Below are 24,988 nucleotides of genomic sequence, written 5' to 3'. Positions count from 1 at the left end.
CGCTCCAGGCTGTGGATAACCCGGATCCTGTAATAAAGATCAATGCGTTGGAAAGGATCACTAGCTGTGAATGATCGGTGATCGTGGCCCGTATAAGCTGGGATCAAAACGGGTACTTATACACAACTCAAAAAGTGAACAACGGTTATTCTTTGGATAACTACCGGTTGATCCAAGCTTTCCACCAGATTTATCCACAATGGATCGCACGATCTTTACACTTATTTGAGTAAATTAATCCAGGATCCGAGCCAAATCTCCGCTGGATCTTCCGGAATCTCATGCTCAAGGATGTTGATCTTCAGTGTTTCCCCAACCTGTTTTGCGCCAGCGTCTTTCAGTTCCGCTTCTATTTTCTCAATCGCGCCGCAAAACGTGTCGTATTCTCGACTGCCAATGCCAATTGCGCCGAAACGTACCGCGGAAAGATCGGGTTTCTGCGTCTGAAGGTCTTCATAGAAAGGAGTCAGGTTGTCCGGAATGTCTCCGGCGCCGTGCGTTGAGCTGATTATCAGCCAGATCCCGGAAGTTGACAGATCCTCTAATAACGGACCGTGCACCGTTTCGGTTGAAAAACCGGCAGCTTCCAGCTTTTCCGCCAGATGTTCCGCGACGTATTCGGCGCCGCCCAGGGTGCTGCCGCTGATAAGAGTAATGTCTGCCATTGATCGCTCGCTCAGGTAAAGAGGCTGCATTGTACTCTGTGAACGAGCTGGGATCTACCTGTGGAAAAATGTGGGATTAAAAAAGCCGATCATGGCTTGATGGTGCGCATGATCGGGTTCTGCAAGACGATCAGTGTCTCAGTGGACTGAATTTCATCAATTGTTTGGATCTTGTTGATAAGTACGTGCTGAAGCGCGTCGATTGATTTGCACATCACTTTTATAAAGATGCTGTAGTGACCGGTGGTGTAATACGCTTCCGTCACCTCATCCAGGCTTTCCAGCCGGGCCAGTGCGGAGGGATAGTCTTTGGCGCTTTTGAGGATGATGCCAATAAAGCAGCCCACATCGTAGCCCAGCTGTTTAGGGCTGACGTCAATCCGTGCGCCCGTAATGATCCCGGCCTGCTTCATTTTCTCGACGCGAACGTGAATGGTTCCAGGGCTAACGCCAAATTGTTTGGCCAGTTCGGCGTAGGCGGTGCGGGCATTTTCCATTAAGGCGTCAAGTATGCCGCGGTCCAGATTGTCGATCTGATAATTTTCCATCGCTTTTTCTTATGCAGATTAATGATTATCTCTATTTTAGCCATTATTTTTAACGAATCAAAACCGAAGTTAGCTTTTTATCTGTTGATTATTGAATAGTGCTCTCGTTTTGTTGCTTAATCATAGGCAACAGGACGCAGGAGTAAAAAAATGAAAACCGCTTACATTGCCAAACAACGTCAAATTAGCTTCGTGAAATCACATTTCTCTCGCCAGCTGGAGGAGCGTCTGGGTCTGATTGAGGTCCAGGCGCCGATCCTGAGTCGCGTAGGGGATGGTACGCAGGATAATTTGTCCGGCTGTGAAAAAGCGGTGCAGGTAAAAGTGAAAGCGTTGCCTGACGCCCAGTTCGAAGTGGTGCATTCACTGGCGAAATGGAAACGTCAAACCCTGGGGCAACATGACTTCAGCGCGGGCGAAGGGCTGTACACGCACATGAAAGCCCTTCGCCCCGATGAAGACCGACTCTCTCCGCTCCACTCGGTCTATGTGGATCAGTGGGACTGGGAGCGTGTCATGGGCGATGGCGAGCGCCAATTTTCCACCCTGAAAAGCACAGTAGAGGCTATATGGGCAGGAATTAAGGCGACGGAAGCAGAAGTGCATAAACAGTTTGGTCTGGCGCCGTTCCTGCCAGAGCAAATTCAGTTTGTTCACAGCCAGGAGCTGTTGTCTCGCTATCCGGATCTGGATGCGAAAGGGCGCGAACGCGCGATCGCCAAAGAACTTGGCGCCGTTTTCCTGGTGGGGATCGGCGGTAAACTGAGCGATGGCCACCGCCATGATGTACGCGCGCCGGATTATGATGACTGGAGCTCCGCATCTGAGCTGGGCTACGCCGGTCTGAACGGCGATATCCTGGTGTGGAACCCGGTGCTGGAAGATGCGTTTGAGCTTTCCTCTATGGGTATCCGCGTAGATGCCGATACGCTGATGCGCCAGCTGGCGTTGACCGGTGATGAAGATCGCCTGCAACTGGAGTGGCATCAGGCGCTGCTGCGCGGCGAAATGCCGCAGACCATCGGCGGCGGGATTGGGCAGTCGCGTCTGACGATGTTGCTGCTGCAATTGCCGCATATTGGTCAGGTACAGTGCGGCGTATGGCCCGCGCAGGTTCGCGAAAGCATTCCTGCTATTTTATAAGCCGTTAGCGCCGCCAGCGTCTCAGCAGGCGGCTTCGCATCCCGGTATCAAAGCGCCAGATATGATCGAAAATGCGCATGATGCCGGGTTTGCCGTGCGCCGACATCGCCACCGCGTGGAATCGATGCTGGTGAAGACGCTGCAACTCTCCCACTTTGCTCACCACGTCATCCGGCAAGCGCTGGGCGATAAAATCCGAAATGACCACCGCATCGGCATCAAACCATTCCCGTCCCTGCATTCTTTCAATAATGGCGCGAAAACAGCTGGCGATATCCGTGCCGCCGCGAAAACGTTGACTTAAAAAGCGGATGGCCTGCTCAATACCTTCCGGGCCGGAGAGTTCATAACGTACAACGTCAGTGGAAAACAGCATAATAAAGCAGCGGCGGTTATCCGCCAGCGCAACGCGCATCAACGCCAGGCAGAACGCTTTTGCGCACTGCTCGTTAAATCCTCCCATCGAGCCTGAAGTATCGACGCAGACAATAAACGGTCCGCGCGGCTGCTCGTCGACATCCTGGTGTACTACCGGCCGTTCGGTCACTTTCTCACGCCACGCTTCGCCATGCAGGCGATAGGTGAGGAGCTGTTTTTCCACTAACCGGCGGTAAAATTCATATTCCAGCTCGGTGATGCCGAGCGTCGCCAGCTCTGGCGGCAACAGGCGCAGAATATCATCGCCTTGCTGAATACCGTCAACCTGCTCCGGCACCGTTGCGGGTTCGCGTACCAGTGTACGAAAGGTTTCCATCGGCGCGTCTTTTTTCGGTACCGATTTGGCTTCCCGCGAACGTCCCAGTTGTTCCGCCAGTTGCATTAGCTCCGGCTGGGCGGCGAGAAATTCGCCGTATTTTACGATCAGTTGATAATCACCACGTTTAAGCTGGCCCGCGCTCATATCCCACAGGCGGCCTGCGGCATTATCATTTTCCGCCAGCGTCGGTTCCAGTTGCCCGCTCAGCGTCATCCGTTCCTGAACGTCACTCAGCAACTGCTCGCGCTCTTCTTCCAGTAGTTGTTGGTTTAACGTGGTGGCCTGCACGACCAGACTTAACCGCCAGCGTTGCAAAAAAAGCGTGTGTAGCGCAGGGGTAAAGGTACTGTTGCTCTCCGTCAACTGCTTCGCCTGCGCGGCATACGGTGAATGCAGGCGGTGAAGCAACGCCAGTATTTGCGGCAGTTGCACGATGAACTGTGGGGTAGAGAGAAGTTGGCTTTGCTGATAACACATGACCTCTTCCGTGAGTTCCGGCGGAACGCGTGCGTCTTTAAGACGGCTGCGTAGCGCTTCCCGCCAGCGCGGGAGATCGGCGGTCACGGCGTTTTTTAAACGCGGAAACTTTTCAAAGAAAATGACCAGTTGTGGGGAAGCCAGTAGCGCGAGGATCATCTCTTCGACCATTCCCTCTTCGCTGACGGCCAGCATGGTATTTAGCGTATCCAGCGTCAGCATTGTTGCGCCTGGCGGATCTGTTCTCCTACATCCTGCAGGCTGGCCTCAATGCGCCCTAACCAGTCGCTGTGAATAAACAGGCAATGTTGCTGTTCGCTGAAGCGGGTATGCTGCTGGCGCCAGTCGTTTTCTAACGTTTCCAGCTGCTGTTTGATCTCCGCAGGCATACTGTCTTCAGCCGCTCCCGGTAACGCCAGACGGGTACCTTGTAGACTGATGTCGCGCACCACCAGATGTTGAGCGTTATCGACTTCCATATTCAACGTTTGGGCAAAGCCGATCCCGTTCAGTTTGCCGCGGATCTCGCCGCCTTTGGTCAGCCAAAGTTCCAGCGCGCTGCGGTCAAAGGTAATATGGATCACTTCCATATCATGCAGTTTTAGCGGTTTTTGTAGCAATAACGTCAACGTTGACGCGCTGGCTTCCGGCGGTAAAGTGTAATGCGGGCGACGGCTGAACATACCGCCTTCTTTAATGACGGTGAAGGCGGTTTTATCGCTTTGCTGTTGCTGCAACTGGAGGCGGCGCTGGACAATACCGCCGAGGCGAGTCAGCATGGCCTGCTGCTGCCAGGCGTGTCCGGTCATCAATATTTCCAGTTGCTGTTGCATGAGATTCAGACTCTGCGCGTCATACCACAAGCAATCTTTTAGCAGGATAAGGTCAATCGGCGCAACCGCGTCACGTCCGCTAAAGAAGGCGCTGGCCTGTAACAGGCGGATGGCTTTCTTCCAGCGACGGTCGGAGACATAAGGCGCATTCGGCAAATTATCCAGCTGTTGGCGCAGAGTAAATATCAGCTCAAAGACCGGATCAGGCAGTGAAATCGCGCCGATATCTTTTTGCCACTGTTGATATTCTTCGTCGCTTACCTGTAACGAGGCGGGGACCGGGTTATCACTCTCATCCTGCTGACTAACCAGCATGGAGCGGAAATTGGCTTTATCCTGAACTTTATCCAGCCACAGGCGAATCAACATTCGGTCGTACAACGCTTCCAGGCTGCTGTCCGCTTCAGGCAGTTCGTTGGAGGCCGCCACCAGCAGCCGCATCGGAATTTTTTCCTCAAATGCGCCGTTGCGGAAATGGCGTTCGTTAATGGCGGTCAGCAATGTGTTCAGGATAGCGGGCCCGGCTTTCCAGATTTCATCCAGAAAAACGATTTCGGCTTCGGGAAGATAGCCGGTCGTTAAGCGTTCATAGCGACCTTCATCTTTCAGCGCCTGAATAGAGAGCGGGCCAAACACCTCTTCCGGCGTGGAAAAGCGTGTCATCAGATATTCAAAAGCGCGGGCGCGCTGGAAAGCAAACTTCAGGCGGCGGGCAATCAGACTCTTGGCGATACCGGGCGGGCCCAACAAAAAGACGCTCTCACCGCTTAACGCCGCCAGTAGGCAAAGGCGTATGGCATGACTACGTTCATACAGCCCCTTCTCAAGGGCGCTGCTCAGACGGGAAATTCTTTCCGCTAATAAATGTGGGTGAGCCATAATAAAGAGGCGTCCTTTCGACAAATGGATCATGCTAATTGCGAGTATAGACGTTTCACCACCGGGGCTGTAATCGTCTGACGCGCTGTTTATTTTTCTTTGAGCCAGGTTAATCTGGCTTCATTTAGGGGTACGATTTTATGATTAATCGTGCATACTGTGCGCTTTTTTGTGGGCCAAGGGACTAAGCACACATTTCATATCTATACACTCATTCATTCAAACTACATCAAGGCGGCAAAGGAGTGAATCCCCTGGCACTGACTTAAACGTGTGACTGGGGTAAGCGAATGCAGCCGACAAGGAGGTAGGGTGAAGGGTGACGTGTATAAACGAAAGATGAGTCTATGAGCACTGATAATAAGCAATCGTTGCCTGCGATTACCCTCGCAGCTATTGGGGTTGTCTACGGTGATATTGGTACCAGCCCGCTTTATACGCTTCGTGAATGTTTGTCCGGTCAGTTTGGTTTTGGCGTTGAACGAGATGCCGTGTTTGGTTTTCTGTCGCTGATCTTCTGGCTACTCATCTTTGTGGTTTCCATCAAATATCTCACCTTCGTGATGCGCGCCGATAACGCGGGTGAAGGTGGAATTTTGACGCTGATGTCGCTTGCCGGGCGTAATACCTCGGCGCGCACCACATCCATGTTAGTTATCATGGGACTGATAGGCGGCAGCTTTTTCTATGGCGAAGTGGTCATTACACCGGCGATTTCAGTGATGTCGGCGATTGAAGGCCTGGAAATTGTCGCGCCGCAGCTGGATACCTGGATTGTCCCGCTTTCCATTATTGTGCTGACTCTGTTGTTTATGATTCAGAAGCACGGTACGGGAATGGTAGGGAAACTCTTTGCGCCGATCATGCTGACCTGGTTTTTAATCCTGGCGGTACTTGGCCTGCGCAGTATTATCGCCAATCCCGAAGTGTTACATGCGCTGAATCCTGTCTGGGCGGTACGTTTTTTCCTTGAATATAAAACCGTATCGTTTATTGCGTTGGGCGCGGTGGTGCTGTCGATTACCGGCGTAGAGGCGTTGTACGCCGATATGGGACACTTCGGTAAGTTCCCGATTCGCCTGGCGTGGTTTACCGTGGTATTGCCGTCGTTAGTACTGAACTACTTTGGTCAGGGCGCATTGCTACTTAAGCATCCGGAAGCGATTAAAAACCCCTTCTTCCTGTTGGCGCCGGACTGGGCGTTAATTCCGCTGCTGATTCTGGCCGCGCTGGCGACAGTGATCGCCTCCCAGGCGGTCATTTCCGGCGTCTTTTCGCTGACGCGTCAGGCTGTGCGTCTTGGCTATTTGTCGCCAATGCGCATTATCCATACCTCCGAGATGGAGTCCGGTCAGATCTACATCCCTTTCGTTAACTGGCTGCTTTATTTCGCGGTCGTGGTTGTTATTGTTAGCTTTGAGCACTCCAGCAACCTGGCGGCGGCCTATGGCATCGCCGTGACCGGCACGATGGTGCTGACGTCTATTCTTTCTACGACCGTGGCGCGTAAGAACTGGCACTGGAACAAATATTTTGTCGCGCTGATCCTCATCGCGTTCCTGTGCGTGGATATCCCGCTGTTCTCGGCTAACCTCGACAAATTGTTGTCCGGTGGTTGGCTGCCGCTGAGCCTGGGCCTGATCATGTTCACGATCATGACCACCTGGAAGAGCGAGCGTTTCCGTCTGTTGCGTCGTATGCATGAACACGGTAATTCGCTGGAAGCGATGATTGCTTCACTGGAGAAGTCACCGCCGGTTCGGGTGCCGGGTACTGCCGTATACATGTCGCGCGCGCTCAGTGTGATCCCTTTTGCTTTATTGCATAACCTGAAGCACAACAAAGTGTTGCATGAGCGCGTAATCTTACTGACGTTGCGTACGGAAGATGCGCCTTATGTGCATAACGTTCGCCGGGTGCAGATTGAGCAGTTGTCTCCGACATTCTGGCGCGTGGTGGCCAGCTACGGCTGGCGCGAAACGCCAAACGTTGAAGAGGTGTTCCACCGCTGCGGTCTGGAAGGCCTTAGCTGTCGGATGATGGAAACGTCGTTCTTTATGTCGCACGAGTCGTTGATTGTCGGCAAACGCCCGTGGTATTTGCGTCTGCGCGGCAAGCTGTATTTGTTGTTGCAACGCAACGCCCTGCGCGCGCCGGATCAGTTCGAGATCCCGCCTAACCGCGTGATTGAGTTAGGTACGCAGGTCGAGATTTAACCTCTCATCAACATGCCGGGGGCCGCATTGGCTTACCCGGCCTGGCCAATCCGTAGATTCCCACAAGATAATCGCCATTGGGCGATTATCTTCACCTGATTTCCGCTAGCGAAACGTTTCGACGGCGATCACAATTCTGTTACGTCATGATGGTTTTATGAACACATCCAGGGTTACACTGCGGCCAGCGAAACGTTTCGCTAGTGGAGCAGAAAAATGAAGAAAGGCACCGTACTCAACTCTGAAATCTCGTCGGTCATTTCCCGTCTGGGGCATACTGATACTCTGGTAGTCTGTGATGCGGGTTTACCCATCCCGAATAGCACCGCGCGTATCGATATGGCACTAACCCAGGGCGTACCTTCTTTTATGCAGGTGGTGGATGTCGTGACCCGGGAAATGCAGGTTGAGGCGGCGATTCTTGCAACGGAAATCAAACAACAGAATCCGCAGCTCCACGAAACGTTGCTCACTCACCTTGAGCAACTGCAGCAACACCAGGGAAACACCATAAAAATTAGTTATACGACACACGAACAATTCAAAAAATTGACTGCAGACAGTCAGGCGGTGATTCGCAGCGGGGAGTGTTCCCCGTATGCGAACGTCATTCTTTGCGCTGGCGTCACGTTCTGAGGCCGCTATGGACGCATTACTGCAACTCAAAGGGATCGATAAAGCGTTCCCCGGCGTGAAGGCTCTCTCCGGCGCCGCGTTAAACGTTTATCCTGGCCGCGTTATGGCGCTGGTGGGGGAAAACGGCGCCGGAAAATCCACCATGATGAAAGTATTAACCGGCATCTATACGCGAGATGCGGGATCGTTGTTATGGCTGGGTAAAGAGACCACCTTTAATGGGCCTAAATCGTCTCAGGAAGCCGGGATCGGCATTATTCATCAGGAACTGAACCTGATCCCGCAGTTGACCATTGCGGAAAATATCTTCCTGGGCCGTGAGTTTGTGAATCGCTTTGGCAAAATCGACTGGAAAAAGATGTATGCCGAAGCCGACCACCTCTTAGCCAAACTCAATCTGCGCTTTAAGAGCGATAAGCTGGTGGGCGAACTCTCTATCGGCGATCAGCAAATGGTGGAAATCGCCAAAGTGCTGAGCTTCGAATCCAAAGTCATCATTATGGATGAACCGACCGATGCGCTGACCGACACTGAAACCGAATCTCTGTTCCGCGTTATCCGCGAATTAAAATCGCAGGGGCGCGGCATTGTCTATATCTCCCACCGTATGAAAGAGATCTTCGAAATTTGCGATGACGTGACGGTCTTCCGCGATGGGCAATTTATCGCCGAGCGTGAAGTGGCCACGTTGACCGAAGATTCTCTTATCGAAATGATGGTGGGACGTAAGCTGGAAGATCAGTACCCGCATCTGGATAACGCGCCGGGTGAGATTCGCCTGAAGGTCGATAATCTGTGCGGACCGGGCGTGAATGATGTCTCTTTTGTGCTGCGAAAAGGTGAGATTCTTGGCATTTCCGGCCTGATGGGCGCCGGTCGCACCGAGCTGATGAAAGTATTGTACGGCGCGATGCCGCGAACCAGCGGTTACGTGACGCTCGATGGACACGAAGTGGTGACGCGTTCTCCGCAGGACGGGCTGGCCAATGGCATCGTTTATATCTCTGAAGACCGTAAGCGCGATGGACTGGTGCTCGGCATGTCAGTTAAAGAGAATATGTCGCTGACGGCGCTGGACTATTTCAGCCGCGCTGGCGGAAGCCTGAAACACAAAGATGAGCAGCAGGCGGTGGGGGATTTTATCCGTCTGTTCAACGTCAAGACGCCGTCAATGGAACAGGCGATAGGCCTGCTTTCTGGCGGTAATCAGCAAAAAGTGGCGATTGCCCGCGGGTTGATGACGCGCCCGAAAGTGCTCATTCTCGACGAGCCGACCCGCGGCGTGGACGTCGGCGCCAAGAAAGAGATTTACCAGCTTATCAACCAGTTTAAGGCCGACGGCCTGAGCATCATTCTGGTCTCATCTGAGATGCCAGAAGTATTAGGCATGAGCGATCGCATCATCGTCATGCATGAAGGGCATCTCAGCGGTGAATTTACTCGCGAGCAGGCCACCCAGGAAGTGTTAATGGCTGCCGCAGTGGGCAAGCTTAATCGCGTGAATCAGGAGTAAAAAAGATGACAACCCAGGCTGTTTCTGGTCGCCGTTATTTCACTAAAGCGTGGCTTCTTGAGCAGAAGTCGCTCATTGCCCTGCTGGTGTTGATCGCGATTGTTTCGACGTTGAGCCCCAACTTTTTTACCGTTAATAATCTGTTCAATATTCTTCAACAGACCTCCGTCAACGCCATTATGGCGGTGGGGATGACGTTGGTGATTCTGACATCGGGGATCGATCTGTCCGTCGGTTCCCTGCTGGCGCTCACCGGTGCGGTTGCCGCTTCAATCGTCGGCGTTGAAGTGAATGCGCTGGTCGCGGTTGCCGCCGCGCTGGCGCTGGGTGCTGCGATTGGCGCTGTTACTGGCGTTATCGTCGCGAAAGGCCGCGTACAGGCGTTTATCGCTACGCTGGTGATGATGCTGCTACTGCGCGGCGTGACGATGGTTTACACCGACGGTAGCCCGGTCAACACCGGCTTTACCGATAACGCCGATCTGTTTGGCTGGTTCGGTATCGGCCGTCCGCTGGGCGTTCCTACGCCGGTCTGGATCATGGCTATCGTCTTTATCGCCGCCTGGTATATGCTGCATCACACCCGTCTGGGACGCTATATCTACGCGCTGGGCGGTAACGAAGCGGCGACGCGCCTGTCTGGCATTAGCGTGAGCAAAGTGAAAATTATCGTCTATTCACTTTGCGGCCTGACAGCGTCGCTGGCGGGCATCATTGAAGTGGCGCGCCTCTCTTCCGCGCAGCCGACGGCGGGTACCGGCTATGAGCTGGATGCTATTGCCGCCGTGGTGCTGGGCGGCACCAGCCTTGCAGGCGGTAAAGGACGCATTGTTGGGACATTGATCGGCGCATTGATTCTCGGCTTCCTTAATAATGGTTTGAATTTGTTAGGTGTTTCCTCCTATTACCAGATGATCGTCAAAGCGGTGGTGATTTTGCTGGCGGTACTGGTAGACAACAAAAAGCAGTAACAACGACTACAGGACATCTGAAATATGAACATGAAAAAACTGGCTACCCTGGTATCTGCTGTTGCGCTGAGCGCCACCGTGAGCGCGAATGCAATGGCGAAGGACACCATTGCGCTGGTGATCTCTACCCTCAATAATCCCTTCTTCGTGTCGTTAAAAGACGGGGCGCAAAAAGAGGCGGATAAACTGGGTTATAACCTGGTGGTGCTGGACTCCCAGAACAACCCTGCCAAAGAGCTGGCGAACGTGCAGGATTTAACCGTTCGCGGGACCAAAATTCTGCTGATCAACCCGACTGACTCCGATGCGGTGGGTAACGCGGTGAAGATGGCGAACCAGGCGAAGATTCCGGTTATCACGCTTGACCGCCAGGCAACCAAAGGTGATGTCGTCAGCCATATCGCGTCTGATAACGTGCTGGGCGGTAAGATCGCTGGCGACTATATCGCGAAAAAAGCTGGCGAAGGTGCCAAAGTGATTGAGTTGCAAGGCATTGCCGGAACATCCGCGGCGCGTGAGCGTGGCGAAGGTTTCCAGCAGGCGGTAGCCGCCCACAAATTTAATGTCCTGGCCAGCCAGCCTGCCGATTTCGACCGTACTAAGGGTCTGAACGTCATGCAGAACCTGCTGACCGCGCATCCGGATGTTCAGGCTGTCTTCGCCCAGAACGATGAAATGGCGCTGGGCGCACTGCGCGCACTGCAAACTGCCGGTAAAGCAGATGTGATGGTGGTTGGATTTGACGGTACGCCGGATGGCGAAAAGGCCGTAAAAGATGGCAAACTGGCAGCGACTATCGCTCAGTTACCGGATCAAATCGGCGCCAAAGGCGTTGAAGTGGCGGATAAGGTGCTGAAAGGCGAAAAAGTTCAGGCCAAATATCCGGTTGACCTGAAACTGGTCATCAAGCAGTAATAAACGACACGGGTCAACTATGGCCTGATGGCGACAGAAATACGCGAGCCTCCGCTGAGGTGAACGTAAAAAAAGAAAAGCAGGGCACGCGCCACCCTAACCGGTGGCGCACTTTGACGTGGAACCCCGAATATGAAAACCGCAGGTAATCTCATCGTCCTTGGCAGCATTAATGCCGATCATATCCTTAATCTTGAGTCCTTCCCTACCCCGGGTGAAACGGTAACCGGTAGCCATTATCAGGTCGCGTTTGGCGGGAAAGGCGCGAATCAGGCGGTTGCTGCGGGACGTAGCGGGGCAAATATTGCGTTTATCGCCTGCACGGGCGATGACGATATTGGCGACAGTATTCGTAAACAATTAGTCAGCGATCGTATTGATATCGCGCCAGTTAGCGTCATTAAAGGCGAGTCTACCGGGGTGGCGCTGATTTTCGTTAACGGCGAAGGCGAGAACGTCATCGGTATTCATGCCGGAGCGAATGCCGCGTTATCGCCGGCGTTGGTTGATGCGCAACGTGAACGTATCGCGCAGGCGGATGCGTTACTGATGCAGCTGGAATCGCCGCTGGAAAGCGTACTGGCGGCGGCGAAAATCGCCCATCAACATCATACTACTGTTGCGCTTAACCCGGCGCCTGCCCGTGAGCTACCGGATGAACTGCTGGCGCTGGTGGACATCATCACGCCAAATGAAACGGAAGCTGAAAAGCTGACGGGCATGCGTGTGGAAAATGACGACGATGCCGCGAAAGCTGCGCAGGTTTTGCATGATAAAGGCATTCGAACCGTATTAATTACCTTAGGAAGCCGTGGCGTCTGGGCCAGCGTAAACGGCGAGGGCCGCCGCGTTCCTGGATTTAGCGTTGAGGCTGTCGATACCATTGCTGCCGGAGATACGTTTAACGGCGCCTTTATCACCGCGATACTGGAGGAGACGCCGTTGCCGGAAGCGATTCGCTTTGCCCATGCCGCCGCCGCGATTGCCGTAACGCGTAAAGGCGCGCAACCTTCCGTTCCGTGGCGCGAAGAGATAGAAGCGTTTTTACATCAGCAGGGGTAACGCTTGGCTACTATGAAAGATGTTGCCCGCCTGGCGGGAGTCTCTACATCGACGGTCTCTCACGTTATTAACAAAGATCGCTTTGTGAGTGAGACGATAACCGAAAAAGTTGAAGCGGCGATTAAATCGCTTAACTATGCGCCTTCTGCGCTGGCGCGAAGCCTCAAGTTAAACCAGACCCGCACGATTGGTATGCTAATTACCGCCAGTACCAACCCTTTTTATTCCGAACTGGTGCGCGGCGTTGAGCGAAGCTGTTTTGAACGCGGTTATAGTCTGGTGCTGTGCAATACCGAAGGCGACGAGCAACGGATGAACCGCAACCTGGAGACGCTGATGCAAAAACGGGTAGACGGTTTACTGCTGCTGTGTACCGAAACGCATCAGCCTTCTCGTGAAATAATGGAGCGTTATCCGTCTATTCCTACCGTCATGATGGACTGGTCGCCGTTTGATGGTGAGGGCGATAGCGATCTCATTCAGGATAATTCGTTGTTAGGCGGCGATCTTGCCACCCAACACCTTATCGATAAAGGATTTACCCGAATAGCCTGTATTACCGGCCCGCTGGACAAAACGCCAGCGCGTTTGCGGCTGGAAGGGTATCGGGCGGCGATGAAACGCGCAGGGCTGGCTATTCCGCAAGGCTATGAGATCACCGGCGATTTTGAATTTGGCGGCGGCTTTGACGCCATGCAGGCGTTACTCGCCCATCAACAGCGACCGCAAGCGGTTTTTACCGGAAACGATGCGATGGCTGTCGGCGCCTATCAGGCGCTATATCAGGCGGGGCTTCGTATTCCGCAGGATATGGCAGTCATTGGCTATGATGATATTGAGCTGGCGCGCTATATGACGCCGCCGCTGACGACTATCCATCAGCCGAAAGATGAATTGGGCGAGCTGGCTATTGATGTGTTGATTCATCGGATGGCGCAGCCCGCCTTGCAACAACAGCGACTTCAGCTTACTCCGGTTTTGACGGTGCGTGGGTCGGTTTAGATTTATGCCGTTCTTTAATCAGATTGTTGCCGTCTTTGGCTCTTAGCAGCATAAACATCAGCGCGGACACGATAGTGATCGCCCCCATCGTGATAAAGGTATAGTGGAACTGTTCCACGGTACTGGTGCCCGCAAAACCTTCATAAATACGTAACACCGCCGCGCTGATCGCCACGCCTAAACTGATAGACAATTGCTGCGTAACCGCCAGAACGCTGTTGCCGCTGCTGGCGTTATCGTCCGTCAGATCCGCAAGAGTAATCGTATTCATTGCCGTAAATTGAGTGGACATCGCCATTCCAAGAATGAATAGCGGCAGTACGAGCATCCAGATCGGCATGGCGGGAGATTGAAACGAAAACTGGGCAATCATCAGACCGATAAATACCGTAATGCCGACCAGAGTCTTCCGGTATCCCAAACGTCGCAAAACCTGCGTTACGGTCGATTTCGCGATAATAGAACCCAAAGCTGTCGGCGCCATCATGCAGCCGGCGATCAGAGCCGGGTAGCCAAAACCAACCTGTAGCATTAACGGCATCAAAAAAGGTACGCAGCCTGTCCCCAGACGCGTGGCGAGGTTGCCGGCAATACCGACGGAAAATGTGCGTGTCTTAAACAGCGATAGTGATATTAACGGTGTCGGATGACGGCGGGCGTGGCGGATATAGGCCAATAGTAGAACGATACTGCAAAAAATAATGGCGGATGCGATCCATGTCGCCACAATCTTTTCGCCAAACAGTTCCATTCCGCTGGAAAATAAAACCAGACTTAACCCAAAAAGAAAGAAGCCGGTCATGTCAAACTTGCGACGCGGCGTGGTGAAGTTGGGCATATATTTGCGGGCATACAGAATGCCTGCAACACCAATGGGAATATTAATCAGGAAGATCCAGTGCCAGCTTGCCCAGGTCACCAGTACGCCGCCTAATACCGGCCCCAGAATCGGACCTACCAGCCCCGGCATAGTGACAAAGTTAAGAACGGGCAGCAGCTCACTACGCGGATAGGCTCGCAATAACGCCAGCCGCGCCACTGGCATCATCATCGCTCCGCCGACGCCTTGTACGACGCGAAAAATAACCAATTCAGATAGTGAACTGGAGAGCGCGCAGGCCAGCGAGCCTAACGTAAACAGGCTTACGGCGACCATAAAGACGCGACGCGTACCGAAGCGGTCAGCCAGCCAGCCGCTTACCGGAATTAACATAGCTACTGTCAGGGTATAACTGATAATAGCGGACTGCATGGCGAGTGGTGAACGGTTAAGACTATGCGCAATAGCCGGTAAAGCGGTATTCAAAATGGTGGCGTCTAGCGCCTGCATAAAGAAGGCCATCGCCGCGATCCACGGCAGGCCAGCCATACTGCGCGCTTTTTTGCTGGTCATTCAATATCCTGTTAATTATCTGGTCTCTCATTGGGCGCTATTAACAACGCCTGGCAGGCCTGGAAAGCGCGTTCGCCGTCGCCATCAGCGATGGCATCAACAATGGCCTGGTGCAAATCCAGCTTTACCACCTCGTTATAGGTGATTGAGGTAAAGTAAGTGTGATAAACCGAATGAAATAGCGTCGCAAAAGAGATTAGAAAGGGATTGGCGCTCATTTCGTAGATATGCTCGTGCCACGCCATATCCACTTCAATCCAGCGTTCACGCTTAAAATGCTTTTTCAGCGCGACCATCTCTTCCATTAAGGCATTAAGCCGCGCTTTCTGCTCCGGTGTGCCAAGAGTCGCCGCCAGCAGGCAGGCTTGCGGCTCCAGGCTAATACGCATCACCAGAAAATGATCTACCACCTGATGAAAATTTTCTTCCGTCATCCACCAGGTCAGCAGCTCTTGATCCAGAAAGTTCCAGTTTCCCTGCGGCATCACCCGCGTACCAATGCGCGGACGGGGTAGCACCATACCTTTAGCCGTCAACGTTTTCACCGCTTCGCGAACTGCCGTTCGACTTACGCCGTACTGCTCGCCCAGTTCTATTTCGCCGGGAAGAATCGTACCGGGGGCGTAGTCACCCTTTAATATCCGCTGCGCCAGCTTTTCAGCCAGAACATAGGATAGATTTTTCTGTGCGGCTAATTGTTGTGCGCTTAAAGGCATGAATGTTCTTCCTTTCTCTTTCGTTTGGTTATTAGTATGCCACCTGGAAGTGTGATTGCAGTTGCAATAACGGCAATTTGCTTATTTTATGGCACGTTAAGCCCGCTGTTGATGAAAAAAGAGACACTCAGAAAATTATTTTAAATTTCCTCTTGTCAGGCAGAAATAACTCCCTATAATGCGCCACCACTGACACGGAACAACGGCACACAGGCCGCCGGGTCAGCGGGGTTCAGACCAGAACCTCACGGAGAAAAGCGAAAATAAACGCTTGACTCTGAAGCGGGAAAGCGTAATATGCACACCCCGCGCCGCTGAGAAAAAGCGAAGCGGCACTGCTCTTTAACAATTTATCAGACAATCTGTGTGGGCACTCGAAGATACGGATTCTTAACGTCCTCGGACGAAAAATGAATACCAAGTCTCAAGAGTGAACACGTAATTCATTACGAAGTTTAATTCATTGAGCATCAAACTTTTAAATTGAAGAGTTTGATCATGGCTCAGATTGAACGCTGGCGGCAGGCCTAACACATGCAAGTCGAACGGTAACAGGAAGCAGCTTGCTGCTTCGCTGACGAGTGGCGGACGGGTGAGTAATGTCTGGGAAACTGCCTGATGGAGGGGGATAACTACTGGAAACGGTGGCTAATACCGCATAACGTCGCAAGACCAAAGAGGGGGACCTTCGGGCCTCTTGCCATCAGATGTGCCCAGATGGGATTAGCTAGTTGGTGAGGTAACGGCTCACCAAGGCGACGATCCCTAGCTGGTCTGAGAGGATGACCAGCCACACTGGAACTGAGACACGGTCCAGACTCCTACGGGAGGCAGCAGTGGGGAATATTGCACAATGGGCGCAAGCCTGATGCAGCCATGCCGCGTGTATGAAGAAGGCCTTCGGGTTGTAAAGTACTTTCAGCGGGGAGGAAGGTGTTGCGGTTAATAACCGCAGCAATTGACGTTACCCGCAGAAGAAGCACCGGCTAACTCCGTGCCAGCAGCCGCGGTAATACGGAGGGTGCAAGCGTTAATCGGAATTACTGGGCGTAAAGCGCACGCAGGCGGTCTGTCAAGTCGGATGTGAAATCCCCGGGCTCAACCTGGGAACTGCATTCGAAACTGGCAGGCTTGAGTCTTGTAGAGGGGGGTAGAATTCCAGGTGTAGCGGTGAAATGCGTAGAGATCTGGAGGAATACCGGTGGCGAAGGCGGCCCCCTGGACAAAGACTGACGCTCAGGTGCGAAAGCGTGGGGAGCAAACAGGATTAGATACCCTGGTAGTCCACGCCGTAAACGATGTCTACTTGGAGGTTGTGCCCTTGAGGCGTGGCTTCCGGAGCTAACGCGTTAAGTAGACCGCCTGGGGAGTACGGCCGCAAGGTTAAAACTCAAATGAATTGACGGGGGCCCGCACAAGCGGTGGAGCATGTGGTTTAATTCGATGCAACGCGAAGAACCTTACCTGGTCTTGACATCCACGGAAGTTTTCAGAGATGAGAATGTGCCTTCGGGAACCGTGAGACAGGTGCTGCATGGCTGTCGTCAGCTCGTGTTGTGAAATGTTGGGTTAAGTCCCGCAACGAGCGCAACCCTTATCCTTTGTTGCCAGCGGTTAGGCCGGGAACTCAAAGGAGACTGCCAGTGATAAACTGGAGGAAGGTGGGGATGACGTCAAGTCATCATGGCCCTTACGACCAGGGCTACACACGTGCTACAATGGCGCATACAAAGAGAAGCGACCTCGCGAGAGCAAGCGGACCTCATAAAGTGCGTCGTAGTCCGGATTGGAGTCTGCAACTCGACTCCATGAAGTCGGAATCGCTAGTAATCGTGGATCAGAATGCCACGGTGAATACGTTCCCGGGCCTTGTACACACCGCCCGTCACACCATGGGAGTGGGTTGCAAAAGAAGTAGGTAGCTTAACCTTCGGGAGGGCGCTTACCACTTTGTGATTCATGACTGGGGTGAAGTCGTAACAAGGTAACCGTAGGGGAACCTGCGGTTGGATCACCTCCTTACCTGAAAGAAGCGTACTTTGCAGTGCTCACACAGATTGTCTGATGAAAAGTGAATAGCAAGGCGTCTTGCGAAGCAGACTGATACGTCCCCTTCGTCTAGAGGCCCAGGACACCGCCCTTTCACGGCGGTAACAGGGGTTCGAATCCCCTAGGGGACGCCAGCGTTCAAACTGATGAGGTCAAACCTCCAGGGGACGCCACTTGCTGGTTTGTGAGTGAAAGTCACCTGCCTTAATATCTCAAAACTGACTTACGAGTCACGTTTGAGATATTTGCTCTTTAAAAATCTGGATCAAGCTGAAAATTGAAACACAGAACAACGAAAGTTGTTCGTGAGTCTCTCAAATTTTCGCAATCAGAAGTGAAACATCTTCGGGTTGTGAGGTTAAGCGACTAAGCGTACACGGTGGATGCCCTGGCAGTCAGAGGCGATGAAGGGCGTGCTAATCTGCGATAAGCGCCGGTAAGGTGATATGAACCGTTATAACCGGCGATACCCGAATGGGGAAACCCAGTGTGACTCGTCACACTATCATTAACTGAATCCATAGGTTAATGAGGCGAACCGGGGGAACTGAAACATCTAAGTACCCCGAGGAAAAGAAATCAACCGAGATTCCCCCAGTAGCGGCGAGCGAACGGGGAGTAGCCCAGAGCCTGAATCAGCATGTGTGTTAGTGGAAGCGTCTGGAAAGGCGCGCGATACAGGGTGACAGCCCCGTACACAAAAGCGCATGTGCTGTGAGCTCGATGAGTAGGGCGGGACACGTGGTATCCTGTCTGAATATGGGGGGACCATCCTCCAAGGCTAAATACTCCTGACTGACCGATAGTGAACCAGTACCGTGAGGGAAAGGCGAAAAGAACCCCGGCGAGGGGAGTGAAAAAGAACCTGAAACCGTGTACGTACAAGCAGTGGGAGCACCCTTTGGGGTGTGACTGCGTACCTTTTGTATAATGGGTCAGCGACTTATATTCTGTAGCAAGGTTAACCGAATAGGGGAGCCGTAGGGAAACCGAGTCTTAATTGGGCGTTAAGTTGCAGGGTATAGACCCGAAACCCGGTGATCTAGCCATGGGCAGGTTGAAGGTTGGGTAACACTAACTGGAGGACCGAACCGACTAATGTTGAAAAATTAGCGGATGACCTGTGGCTGGGGGTGAAAGGCCAATCAAACCGGGAGATAGCTGGTTCTCCCCGAAAGCTATTTAGGTAGCGCCTCGTGAACTCATCTCCGGGGGTAGAGCACTGTTTCGGCTAGGGGGCCATCCCGGCTTACCAACCCGATGCAAACTGCGAATACCGGAGAATGTTATCACGGGAGACACACGGCGGGTGCTAACGTCCGTCGTGAAGAGGGAAACAACCCAGACCGCCAGCTAAGGTCCCAAAGTCATGGTTAAGTGGGAAACGATGTGGGAAGGCCCAGACAGCCAGGATGTTGGCTTAGAAGCAGCCATCATTTAAAGAAAGCGTAATAGCTCACTGGTCGAGTCGGCCTGCGCGGAAGATGTAACGGGGCTAAACCATGCACCGAAGCTGCGGCAGCGACACTGTGTGTTGTTGGGTAGGGGAGCGTTCTGTAAGCCTGTGAAGGTGGCCTGTGAGGGTTGCTGGAGGTATCAGAAGTGCGAATGCTGACATAAGTAACGATAAAGCGGGTGAAAAGCCCGCTCGCCGGAAGACCAAGGGTTCCTGTCCAACGTTAATCGGGGCAGGGTGAGTCGACCCCTAAGGCGAGGCCGAAAGGCGTAGTCGATGGGAAACGGGTTAATATTCCCGTACTTGGTGTTACTGCGAAGGGGGGACGGAGAAGGCTATGTTGGCCGGGCGACGGTTGTCCCGGTTTAAGCGTGTAGGTGTGTGTTCCAGGTAAATCCGGTTCACTTTAACACTGAGGCGTGACGACGAGGCACTACGGTGCTGAAGCAACAAATGCCCTGCTTCCAGGAAAAGCCTCTAAGCATCAGGTAACATCAAATCGTACCCCAAACCGACACAGGTGGTCAGGTAGAGAATACCAAGGCGCTTGAGAGAACTCGGGTGAAGGAACTAGGCAAAATGGTGCCGTAACTTCGGGAGAAGGCACGCTGACACGTAGGTGAAGTGATTTACTCACGGAGCTGAAGTCAGTCGAAGATACCAGCTGGCTGCAACTGTTTATTAAAAACACAGCACTGTGCAAACACGAAAGTGGACGTATACGGTGTGACGCCTGCCCGGTGCCGGAAGGTTAATTGATGGGGTCAGCGCAAGCGAAGCTCCTGATCGAAGCCCCGGTAAACGGCGGCCGTAACTATAACGGTCCTAAGGTAGCGAAATTCCTTGTCGGGTAAGTTCCGACCTGCACGAATGGCGTAATGATGGCCAGGCTGTCTCCACCCGAGACTCAGTGAAATTGAACTCGCTGTGAAGATGCAGTGTACCCGCGGCAAGACGGAAAGACCCCGTGAACCTTTACTATAGCTTGACACTGAACATTGAGCCTTGATGTGTAGGATAGGTGGGAGGCTTTGAAGTGTGGACGCCAGTCTGCATGGAGCCGACCTTGAAATACCACCCTTTAATGTTTGATGTTCTAACGTGGACCCGTAATCCGGGTTGCGGACAGTGTCTGGTGGGTAGTTTGACTGGGGCGGTCTCCTCCTAAAGAGTAACGGAGGAGCACGAAGGTTGGCTAATCCTGGTCGGACATCAGGAGGTTAGTGCAATGGCATAAGCCAGCTTGACTGCGAGCGTGACGGCGCGAGCAGGTGCGAAAGCAGGTCATAGTGATCCGGTGGTTCTGAATGGAAGGGCCATCGCTCAACGGATAAAAGGTACTCCGGGGATAACAGGCTGATACCGCCCAAGAGTTCATATCGACGGCGGTGTTTGGCACCTCGATGTCGGCTCATCACATCCTGGGGCTGAAGTAGGTCCCAAGGGTATGGCTGTTCGCCATTTAAAGTGGTACGCGAGCTGGGTTTAGAACGTCGTGAGACAGTTCGGTCCCTATCTGCCGTGGGCGCTGGAGAACTGAGGGGGGCTGCTCCTAGTACGAGAGGACCGGAGTGGACGCATCACTGGTGTTCGGGTTGTCATGCCAATGGCACTGCCCGGTAGCTAAATGCGGAAGAGATAAGTGCTGAAAGCATCTAAGCACGAAACTTGCCCCGAGATGAGTTCTCCCTGAGACTTAGAGTCTCCTGAAGGAACGTTGAAGACGACGACGTTGATAGGCCGGGTGTGTAAGCGCAGCGATGCGTTGAGCTAACCGGTACTAATGAACCGTGAGGCTTAACCTTACAACGCCGAAGATGTTTTGGCGGATGAGAGATGATTTTCAGCTCAGATTCAGATTACATCAGAACGTAAAAACGGTCTGATAACAGAACTTGCCTGGCGGCACTAGCGCGGTGGTCCCACCTGACCCCATGCCGAACTCAGAAGTGAAACGCCGTAGCGCCGATGGTAGTGTGGGGTCTCCCCATGCGAGAGTAGGGAACTGCCAGGCATCAAATTAAGCAGTAAACTGATGTAAAAATCAGTGGTTGTAAAAGAATTCGGTGGAGCGGTAGTTCAGTTGGTTAGAATACCTGCCTGTCACGCAGGGGGTCGCGGGTTCGAGTCCCGTCCGTTCCGCCACCCTAATTAGGGGCGTAGTTCAATTGGTAGAGCACCGGTCTCCAAAACCGGGTGTTGGGAGTTCGAGTCTCTCCGCCCCTGCCAGAAATAATCCTTAGCATCTGCTAAGGATTTTTTTTTGCCTGAAATTACCTGATTATCTGATCAGGTAATCGTAAGTTCCCTTCTTTTTCTTTTCATCATTTTCATTGGCCATCCAGCACATCCGTTTTTAACAGATCGCAGATCAGCGAGTATTTATCGCTGTTTTGCAGCCAAATAGCGTATAGCGGCCGTGAAAGCGTTGCGCTGTCGGCAACGGTATGTAATCCGCCCTTTTCATTTGCCCAGTTTACAGGAAGCCAGCTACAGCCATTTAATGCGCTAAGCTGCTGTCGGGCGAGTTCGGCTGAGCTGGTTGTTAATACCGGCACTTCATCTGCTGCGATCAGCCCTGTTTCATGCTGTTGGAAGTCTGGTCCCCACTCCAGCCGCAGATAATTGAGTTCTGATTTCTTACGGGCAGGGCTGCTGCAATATAACGCCAAAGTGAAGTGCCCTAACAGCTGACTGCTGAACTCATCCATTTTGGGCGCTTCGGTAGTAATGAGGAGATCAAGCTGGCGTTCATGAAGTTGCTTCACAAGCGATTGCCGTTGAGCGATTCTGGCTTCGAACTGCAGGCCGCTTTGCGGCTCCTGTAGTTGGTACAGTCGCCCCAGCCAGGCGTTAAGCATACACTCCCATAAAGACGCGCTGGCGCCGATGGAAAACTCGTTATGGCGTGAGGTATGCGCCACCTCTTTACGTGCCGCCTGCCACGTATTCATCAGCGTTTCCGCATACGGTAAAAGTTTTTCGCCAGCCGTGGTTAAACGGATATTGTTTCTGTGCCGCGTAAAAAGGTTTACGCCCAGTTGATTCTCCAGTTGCCTGATACGAAAGCTCACCGCGGATTGCGTCAGGTAAAGTGCTTCTGCGGCCCGCCCGAAATGGCGTGTCCGGCTAACTTCCAGGAAAGTTTTTAACAATTCCGTATCCACTGTGCTCTCCACAAAATTATTTGTCGTTATGATTTAAATGTTTTGTTTTACACTCTGTCAAGCGTAACTAATACTCCGCGCCATAAATAGCTCAGACAAAGAATTAGGAGCGTGCAGGATGGCGGAAAGCTTTACGACGACTAATCGATATTTTGACAATAAACATTATCCACGTGGATTCTCTCGTCACGGTGATTTCACGATTAAAGAGGCACAACTGCTTGAGCGTCATGGTCATGCCTTTAATGATCTGGATCTTGGCAAGCGTGAGCCTGTGACTGAAGAAGAGAAGCTGTTTGTAGCGGTATGTCGCGGTGAACGCGAGCCGGTAACGGATGCAGAACGCGTCTGGTCCAAGTATATGACGCGTATCAAGCGTCCAAAACGCTTCCACACCTTGTCTGGCGGCAAGCCGCAAGTTGAAGGCGCAGAAGACTACACCGAAGCTGATGATTAATAAAAAGGGCGTAATGCCCTTTTTTTACGCCAGCAGCTTTTGCAAATGAATTAACAACCTGTCTATCGCCCGATAGCTTACCGCCTCCTGCAAATGCTGACGCGAGATCTGGTCAGCCAGTTCTATGTCGGCAATGGTTCTGGCCACTTTTAGTAAACGCTGCCAGGCGCGAATGGATAATCCAAGATGCACCAGCGTGTCTTCAAGCCAGCGGGCGTCATCGTGATGCAAAATACAATATTTTTGGATTTCGCGACCCTCCAGACGCGCGTTTAACTTCTTCTGCCGTCGGTACTGCCGTTCATGGGCGGCGATGACCCGCTTTTTTACCGTAGCGCTGCTCTCACCCTTTGAGGCGTGTTGGCTAAGAATCCCGGGCGGTGGAAGCGGTATCTCAAGCGAAAGGTCAAAACGATCAAGAAACGGGCCTGACAACCGATTAAGGTAACGTAGTGTCTGTTCTGGCGTGCAGCGATTATGGTTTCCCTGATAATGTCCGGTTGGGCTGGGATTCATTGCGGCGATTAACTGGAACCTGGCAGGGTACGTTATTTTCGCTCTGGTACGGGATAAATGAATTTGACCGGATTCTATAGGTTCACGTAGCGCATCCAGTGTGCGTCGCTCAAATTCAGGCAATTCATCAAGGAACAAAATTCCGTTGTGCGCCAGCGATATCTCTCCCGGGGCGGGTATTGCGCCGCCGCCGACCATAGCAGTAAGTGAGGCGCTATGATGAGGTGAGCGAAAGGGACGTTGCTGCCATCGTTTTTGTACCGTATCGGCATTAACCAGACTGAGGATCGCGGCGCTTTCCAACGCCTCTTCATTGCTTAATGGTGGAAGAATCCCGCTTAGTCGACTGGCCAGCATGGTTTTACCCGTACCCGGCGGGCCGATCAATAGCAGATTATGTCCCCCTGCCGCTGTAATCTCCAGGCCGCGTTTACCCTGCTCCTGACCGATCACATCGCGAAGATCGGCAGTTGCGGTAGGCGATGCCATATCCTGAGCTAAAGGTCTTTCCAGGGCGTGTTTCCCTTCCAGAAAGGCGCAGACGGTTTGTAGATGATCGGCGATAAAACATCCTTCTTTGCTGATAAGCCCAACCTCCGCCGCGTTCTCTGTTGCGACGATAATATTTCTGCCGGCCCTGATGGCTTCCGTTGCACTTGATATTGCGCCAGGAACGCCGCGTAATGCGCCTGTAAGCGCTAACTCACCCACCAGCTCATATGCCTCAAGATTCGACGCTGTAAGCTGCTCAGACGCGACCAGAAGCGCAACAGCAATAGGCAGGTCATACCTTCCGCCCTCTTTCGGTAGATCGGCTGGAGCAAGGTTAATGGTTATTTTTTTAGCCGGAAATTCATATCCGCTATTAATAATCGCACTACGTACCCGGTCACGCGCCTCTTTTACCGTGGTTTCCGGTAGGCCAACCATGGTTAATCCCGGTAATCCATTACTGATATGCACCTCTATAGTGATAGGCGGCGCATTGACGCCAAGTGCGGCGCGAGTATGAACAATCGCCAGTGACATAATCCCTCCTGTTACGTGGATTATGCGGAATAGAAGAGAAAATCGAATTACTGACTTTTTGTTTTTTAGCGGCTGCTTCCTGAATTTTGGCGTCATTTTCAGGTAAGAAACATCAAACTGGAAGAGCGCTCGCAGAAGCGAAAAGAAGGAAAACAGGGTGTAGAGTGCGCCAAAAGGGGGAGGAAAACGTGAAAATTTTTCAGTTGCTAATTTTTCTTATAAAAAACAAAGCACTTTTAGGCATTCACCTGCATTATCTGAAACGTGGTTAAAAAAATATCTTGTGCTATTGGCAAAACCTATGGTAACTCTTTAGGTATTCCTTCGAACAAGATGCAAGAATAGACAAAAATGACAGCCCTTCTACGAGTGATTAGCCTGGTCGTGATTAGCGTGGTGGTGATTATTATCCCACCGTGCGGGGCTGCACTTGGACGAGGAAAGGCTTAGAAATCAAGCCTTAACGAACTAAGACCCCCGCACCGAAAGGTCCGGGGGTTTTTTTTGGCCTGAAAAACTTAAGCGAGGAGCAGAGCGTGAATAACAGCATAAAATTCTGTTTCTCAAGATTTACGACGGGGATGTAAC

The 24,988-nt window shown here is 52.5% G+C and carries 19 protein-coding genes, 3 tRNA genes and 3 rRNA genes; 17 read left to right on the top strand and 8 right to left on the bottom strand.

What is annotated here, in order from left to right; all coding sequences use genetic code 11:
- Positions 1-221 precede the first annotated feature (221 nt).
- Together mioC and asnC are read right to left on the bottom strand one after the other, a co-directional pair.
- Positions 222-665: an FMN-binding protein MioC gene (mioC, locus tag EOS98_RS22965; RefSeq protein WP_001518982.1), complete on the bottom strand. Its 444-nt coding sequence runs from the start codon at positions 663-665 to the stop codon at positions 222-224.
- A gap of 89 nt (positions 666-754) precedes the next feature.
- A complete protein-coding gene (gene asnC / locus EOS98_RS22960) occupies positions 755-1,213 on the bottom strand; it encodes a transcriptional regulator AsnC (RefSeq protein WP_000433016.1) in 459 nt (152 codons plus the stop codon).
- 150 nt (positions 1,214-1,363) lie between these two features.
- Between asnC and asnA the strand changes: the two genes are divergently transcribed.
- Positions 1,364-2,356, top strand: a complete 993-nt coding sequence (gene asnA / locus EOS98_RS22955) for an aspartate--ammonia ligase (RefSeq protein WP_000845123.1) — start codon at positions 1,364-1,366, stop codon at positions 2,354-2,356.
- A 4-nt stretch (positions 2,357-2,360) separates the two neighbouring features.
- Here the strand turns inward: asnA and viaA are convergent, their stop codons facing one another.
- Positions 2,361-3,812 carry an ATPase RavA stimulator ViaA gene (gene viaA, locus EOS98_RS22950; RefSeq protein ID WP_000956588.1) on the bottom strand — a complete coding sequence of 484 codons (1,452 nt, stop codon included), beginning with the start codon at positions 3,810-3,812 and terminating at the stop codon, positions 2,361-2,363.
- Entirely contained in the window at positions 3,806-5,302 is a 1,497-nt protein-coding gene (gene ravA, locus EOS98_RS22945; protein WP_000940987.1) for an ATPase RavA, read from the bottom strand. Before ravA ends, viaA begins: the two co-directional genes overlap by 7 nt.
- A gap of 347 nt (positions 5,303-5,649) precedes the next feature.
- On the opposite strand from ravA, the gene kup reads away from it, so the two are divergent.
- The 7 genes from kup (at position 5,650) to rbsR (ending at position 13,617) form a co-directional block, all read left to right on the top strand.
- Positions 5,650-7,518 carry a low affinity potassium transporter Kup gene (gene kup / locus EOS98_RS22940; protein WP_000102338.1) on the top strand — a complete coding sequence of 623 codons (1,869 nt, stop codon included), beginning with the start codon at positions 5,650-5,652 and terminating at the stop codon, positions 7,516-7,518.
- A 216-nt stretch (positions 7,519-7,734) separates the two neighbouring features.
- The gene (gene rbsD, locus EOS98_RS22935) at positions 7,735-8,154 is read left to right on the top strand and encodes a D-ribose pyranase (protein ID WP_000715944.1); all 420 of its coding nucleotides are present in this window, start codon (positions 7,735-7,737) and stop codon (positions 8,152-8,154) included.
- Positions 8,155-8,161: 7 nt separating this feature from the next.
- On the top strand, positions 8,162-9,667 hold the full coding sequence (rbsA, locus tag EOS98_RS22930; protein WP_000339361.1) for a ribose ABC transporter ATP-binding protein RbsA: 1,506 nt from the start codon (positions 8,162-8,164) through the stop codon (positions 9,665-9,667).
- A 5-nt stretch (positions 9,668-9,672) separates the two neighbouring features.
- A complete protein-coding gene (rbsC, locus tag EOS98_RS22925; RefSeq protein ID WP_000211345.1) occupies positions 9,673-10,638 on the top strand; it encodes a ribose ABC transporter permease in 966 nt (321 codons plus the stop codon).
- Between the two features lie 24 nt (positions 10,639-10,662).
- A complete protein-coding gene (gene rbsB, locus EOS98_RS22920) occupies positions 10,663-11,553 on the top strand; it encodes a ribose ABC transporter substrate-binding protein RbsB (RefSeq protein ID WP_001056260.1) in 891 nt (296 codons plus the stop codon).
- 132 nt (positions 11,554-11,685) lie between these two features.
- Entirely contained in the window at positions 11,686-12,615 is a 930-nt protein-coding gene (gene rbsK, locus EOS98_RS22915) for a ribokinase (RefSeq protein ID WP_031605932.1), read from the top strand.
- A gap of 3 nt (positions 12,616-12,618) precedes the next feature.
- Positions 12,619-13,617: a ribose operon transcriptional repressor RbsR gene (gene rbsR / locus EOS98_RS22910; protein ID WP_000224487.1), complete on the top strand. Its 999-nt coding sequence runs from the start codon at positions 12,619-12,621 to the stop codon at positions 13,615-13,617.
- On the opposite strand, the gene mdtD is transcribed toward rbsR, so the two are convergent.
- Positions 13,583-15,010 carry a multidrug transporter subunit MdtD gene (gene mdtD / locus EOS98_RS22905; protein ID WP_000202071.1) on the bottom strand — a complete coding sequence of 476 codons (1,428 nt, stop codon included), beginning with the start codon at positions 15,008-15,010 and terminating at the stop codon, positions 13,583-13,585. The genes rbsR and mdtD overlap by 35 nt on opposite strands.
- An 11-nt stretch (positions 15,011-15,021) precedes the next feature.
- The gene (locus tag EOS98_RS22900) at positions 15,022-15,726 is read right to left on the bottom strand and encodes a FadR/GntR family transcriptional regulator (RefSeq protein ID WP_001131144.1); all 705 of its coding nucleotides are present in this window, start codon (positions 15,724-15,726) and stop codon (positions 15,022-15,024) included.
- 480 nt (positions 15,727-16,206) lie between these two features.
- On the opposite strand from EOS98_RS22900, the gene EOS98_RS22895 reads away from it, so the two are divergent.
- The 6 genes from EOS98_RS22895 to EOS98_RS22870 all read left to right on the top strand — a co-directional run bounded on the left by EOS98_RS22895 (position 16,207) and on the right by EOS98_RS22870 (position 21,460).
- Positions 16,207-17,748 (top strand): 16S ribosomal RNA (locus EOS98_RS22895).
- 85 nt (positions 17,749-17,833) lie between these two features.
- A tRNA-Glu gene (locus EOS98_RS22890) sits at positions 17,834-17,909 on the top strand.
- Positions 17,910-18,131: 222 nt separating this feature from the next.
- Positions 18,132-21,036, top strand: a 23S ribosomal RNA gene (locus tag EOS98_RS22885).
- A gap of 93 nt (positions 21,037-21,129) precedes the next feature.
- Positions 21,130-21,245 (top strand): 5S ribosomal RNA (gene rrf, locus EOS98_RS22880).
- The 16S, 23S and 5S rRNA genes sit together here with 3 tRNA genes alongside, the layout of an rRNA operon.
- Positions 21,246-21,299: 54 nt before the next feature.
- A tRNA-Asp gene (locus EOS98_RS22875) sits at positions 21,300-21,376 on the top strand.
- 8 nt (positions 21,377-21,384) lie between these two features.
- A tRNA-Trp gene (locus tag EOS98_RS22870) sits at positions 21,385-21,460 on the top strand.
- Between the two features lie 101 nt (positions 21,461-21,561).
- Here the strand turns inward: EOS98_RS22870 and hdfR are convergent.
- Positions 21,562-22,410, bottom strand: a complete 849-nt coding sequence (hdfR, locus tag EOS98_RS22865) for an HTH-type transcriptional regulator HdfR (RefSeq protein WP_086008739.1) — start codon at positions 22,408-22,410, stop codon at positions 21,562-21,564.
- Between the two features lie 106 nt (positions 22,411-22,516).
- On the opposite strand from hdfR, the gene maoP reads away from it, so the two are divergent.
- Positions 22,517-22,855, top strand: a complete 339-nt coding sequence (maoP, locus tag EOS98_RS22860) for a macrodomain Ori organization protein MaoP (RefSeq protein WP_000840996.1) — start codon at positions 22,517-22,519, stop codon at positions 22,853-22,855.
- Positions 22,856-22,879: 24 nt separating this feature from the next.
- Here the strand turns inward: maoP and EOS98_RS22855 are convergent, their stop codons facing one another.
- On the bottom strand, positions 22,880-24,400 hold the full coding sequence (locus tag EOS98_RS22855) for a YifB family Mg chelatase-like AAA ATPase (protein WP_114051964.1): 1,521 nt from the start codon (positions 24,398-24,400) through the stop codon (positions 22,880-22,882).
- Between the two features lie 351 nt (positions 24,401-24,751).
- Here EOS98_RS22855 and ilvL point away from each other — a divergent pair, with 351 nt between their 5' ends.
- Complete coding sequence (ilvL, locus tag EOS98_RS22845) at positions 24,752-24,850, top strand: ilv operon leader peptide (RefSeq protein ID WP_001311244.1); 99 nt, start codon at positions 24,752-24,754, stop codon at positions 24,848-24,850.
- Positions 24,851-24,936: 86 nt separating this feature from the next.
- Entirely contained in the window at positions 24,937-24,987 is a 51-nt protein-coding gene (ilvX, locus tag EOS98_RS24740; RefSeq protein WP_192930503.1) for a peptide IlvX, read from the top strand.
- The last annotated feature ends 1 nt before the right edge of the window (position 24,988 follow it).

This window comes from Salmonella sp. SSDFZ69, from assembly GCF_004010755.1.
GTDB classification, from domain to species: Bacteria; Pseudomonadota; Gammaproteobacteria; order Enterobacterales; family Enterobacteriaceae; genus Salmonella; species Salmonella enterica.
This window is presented reverse-complemented; position numbering and strand designations above follow the sequence as displayed.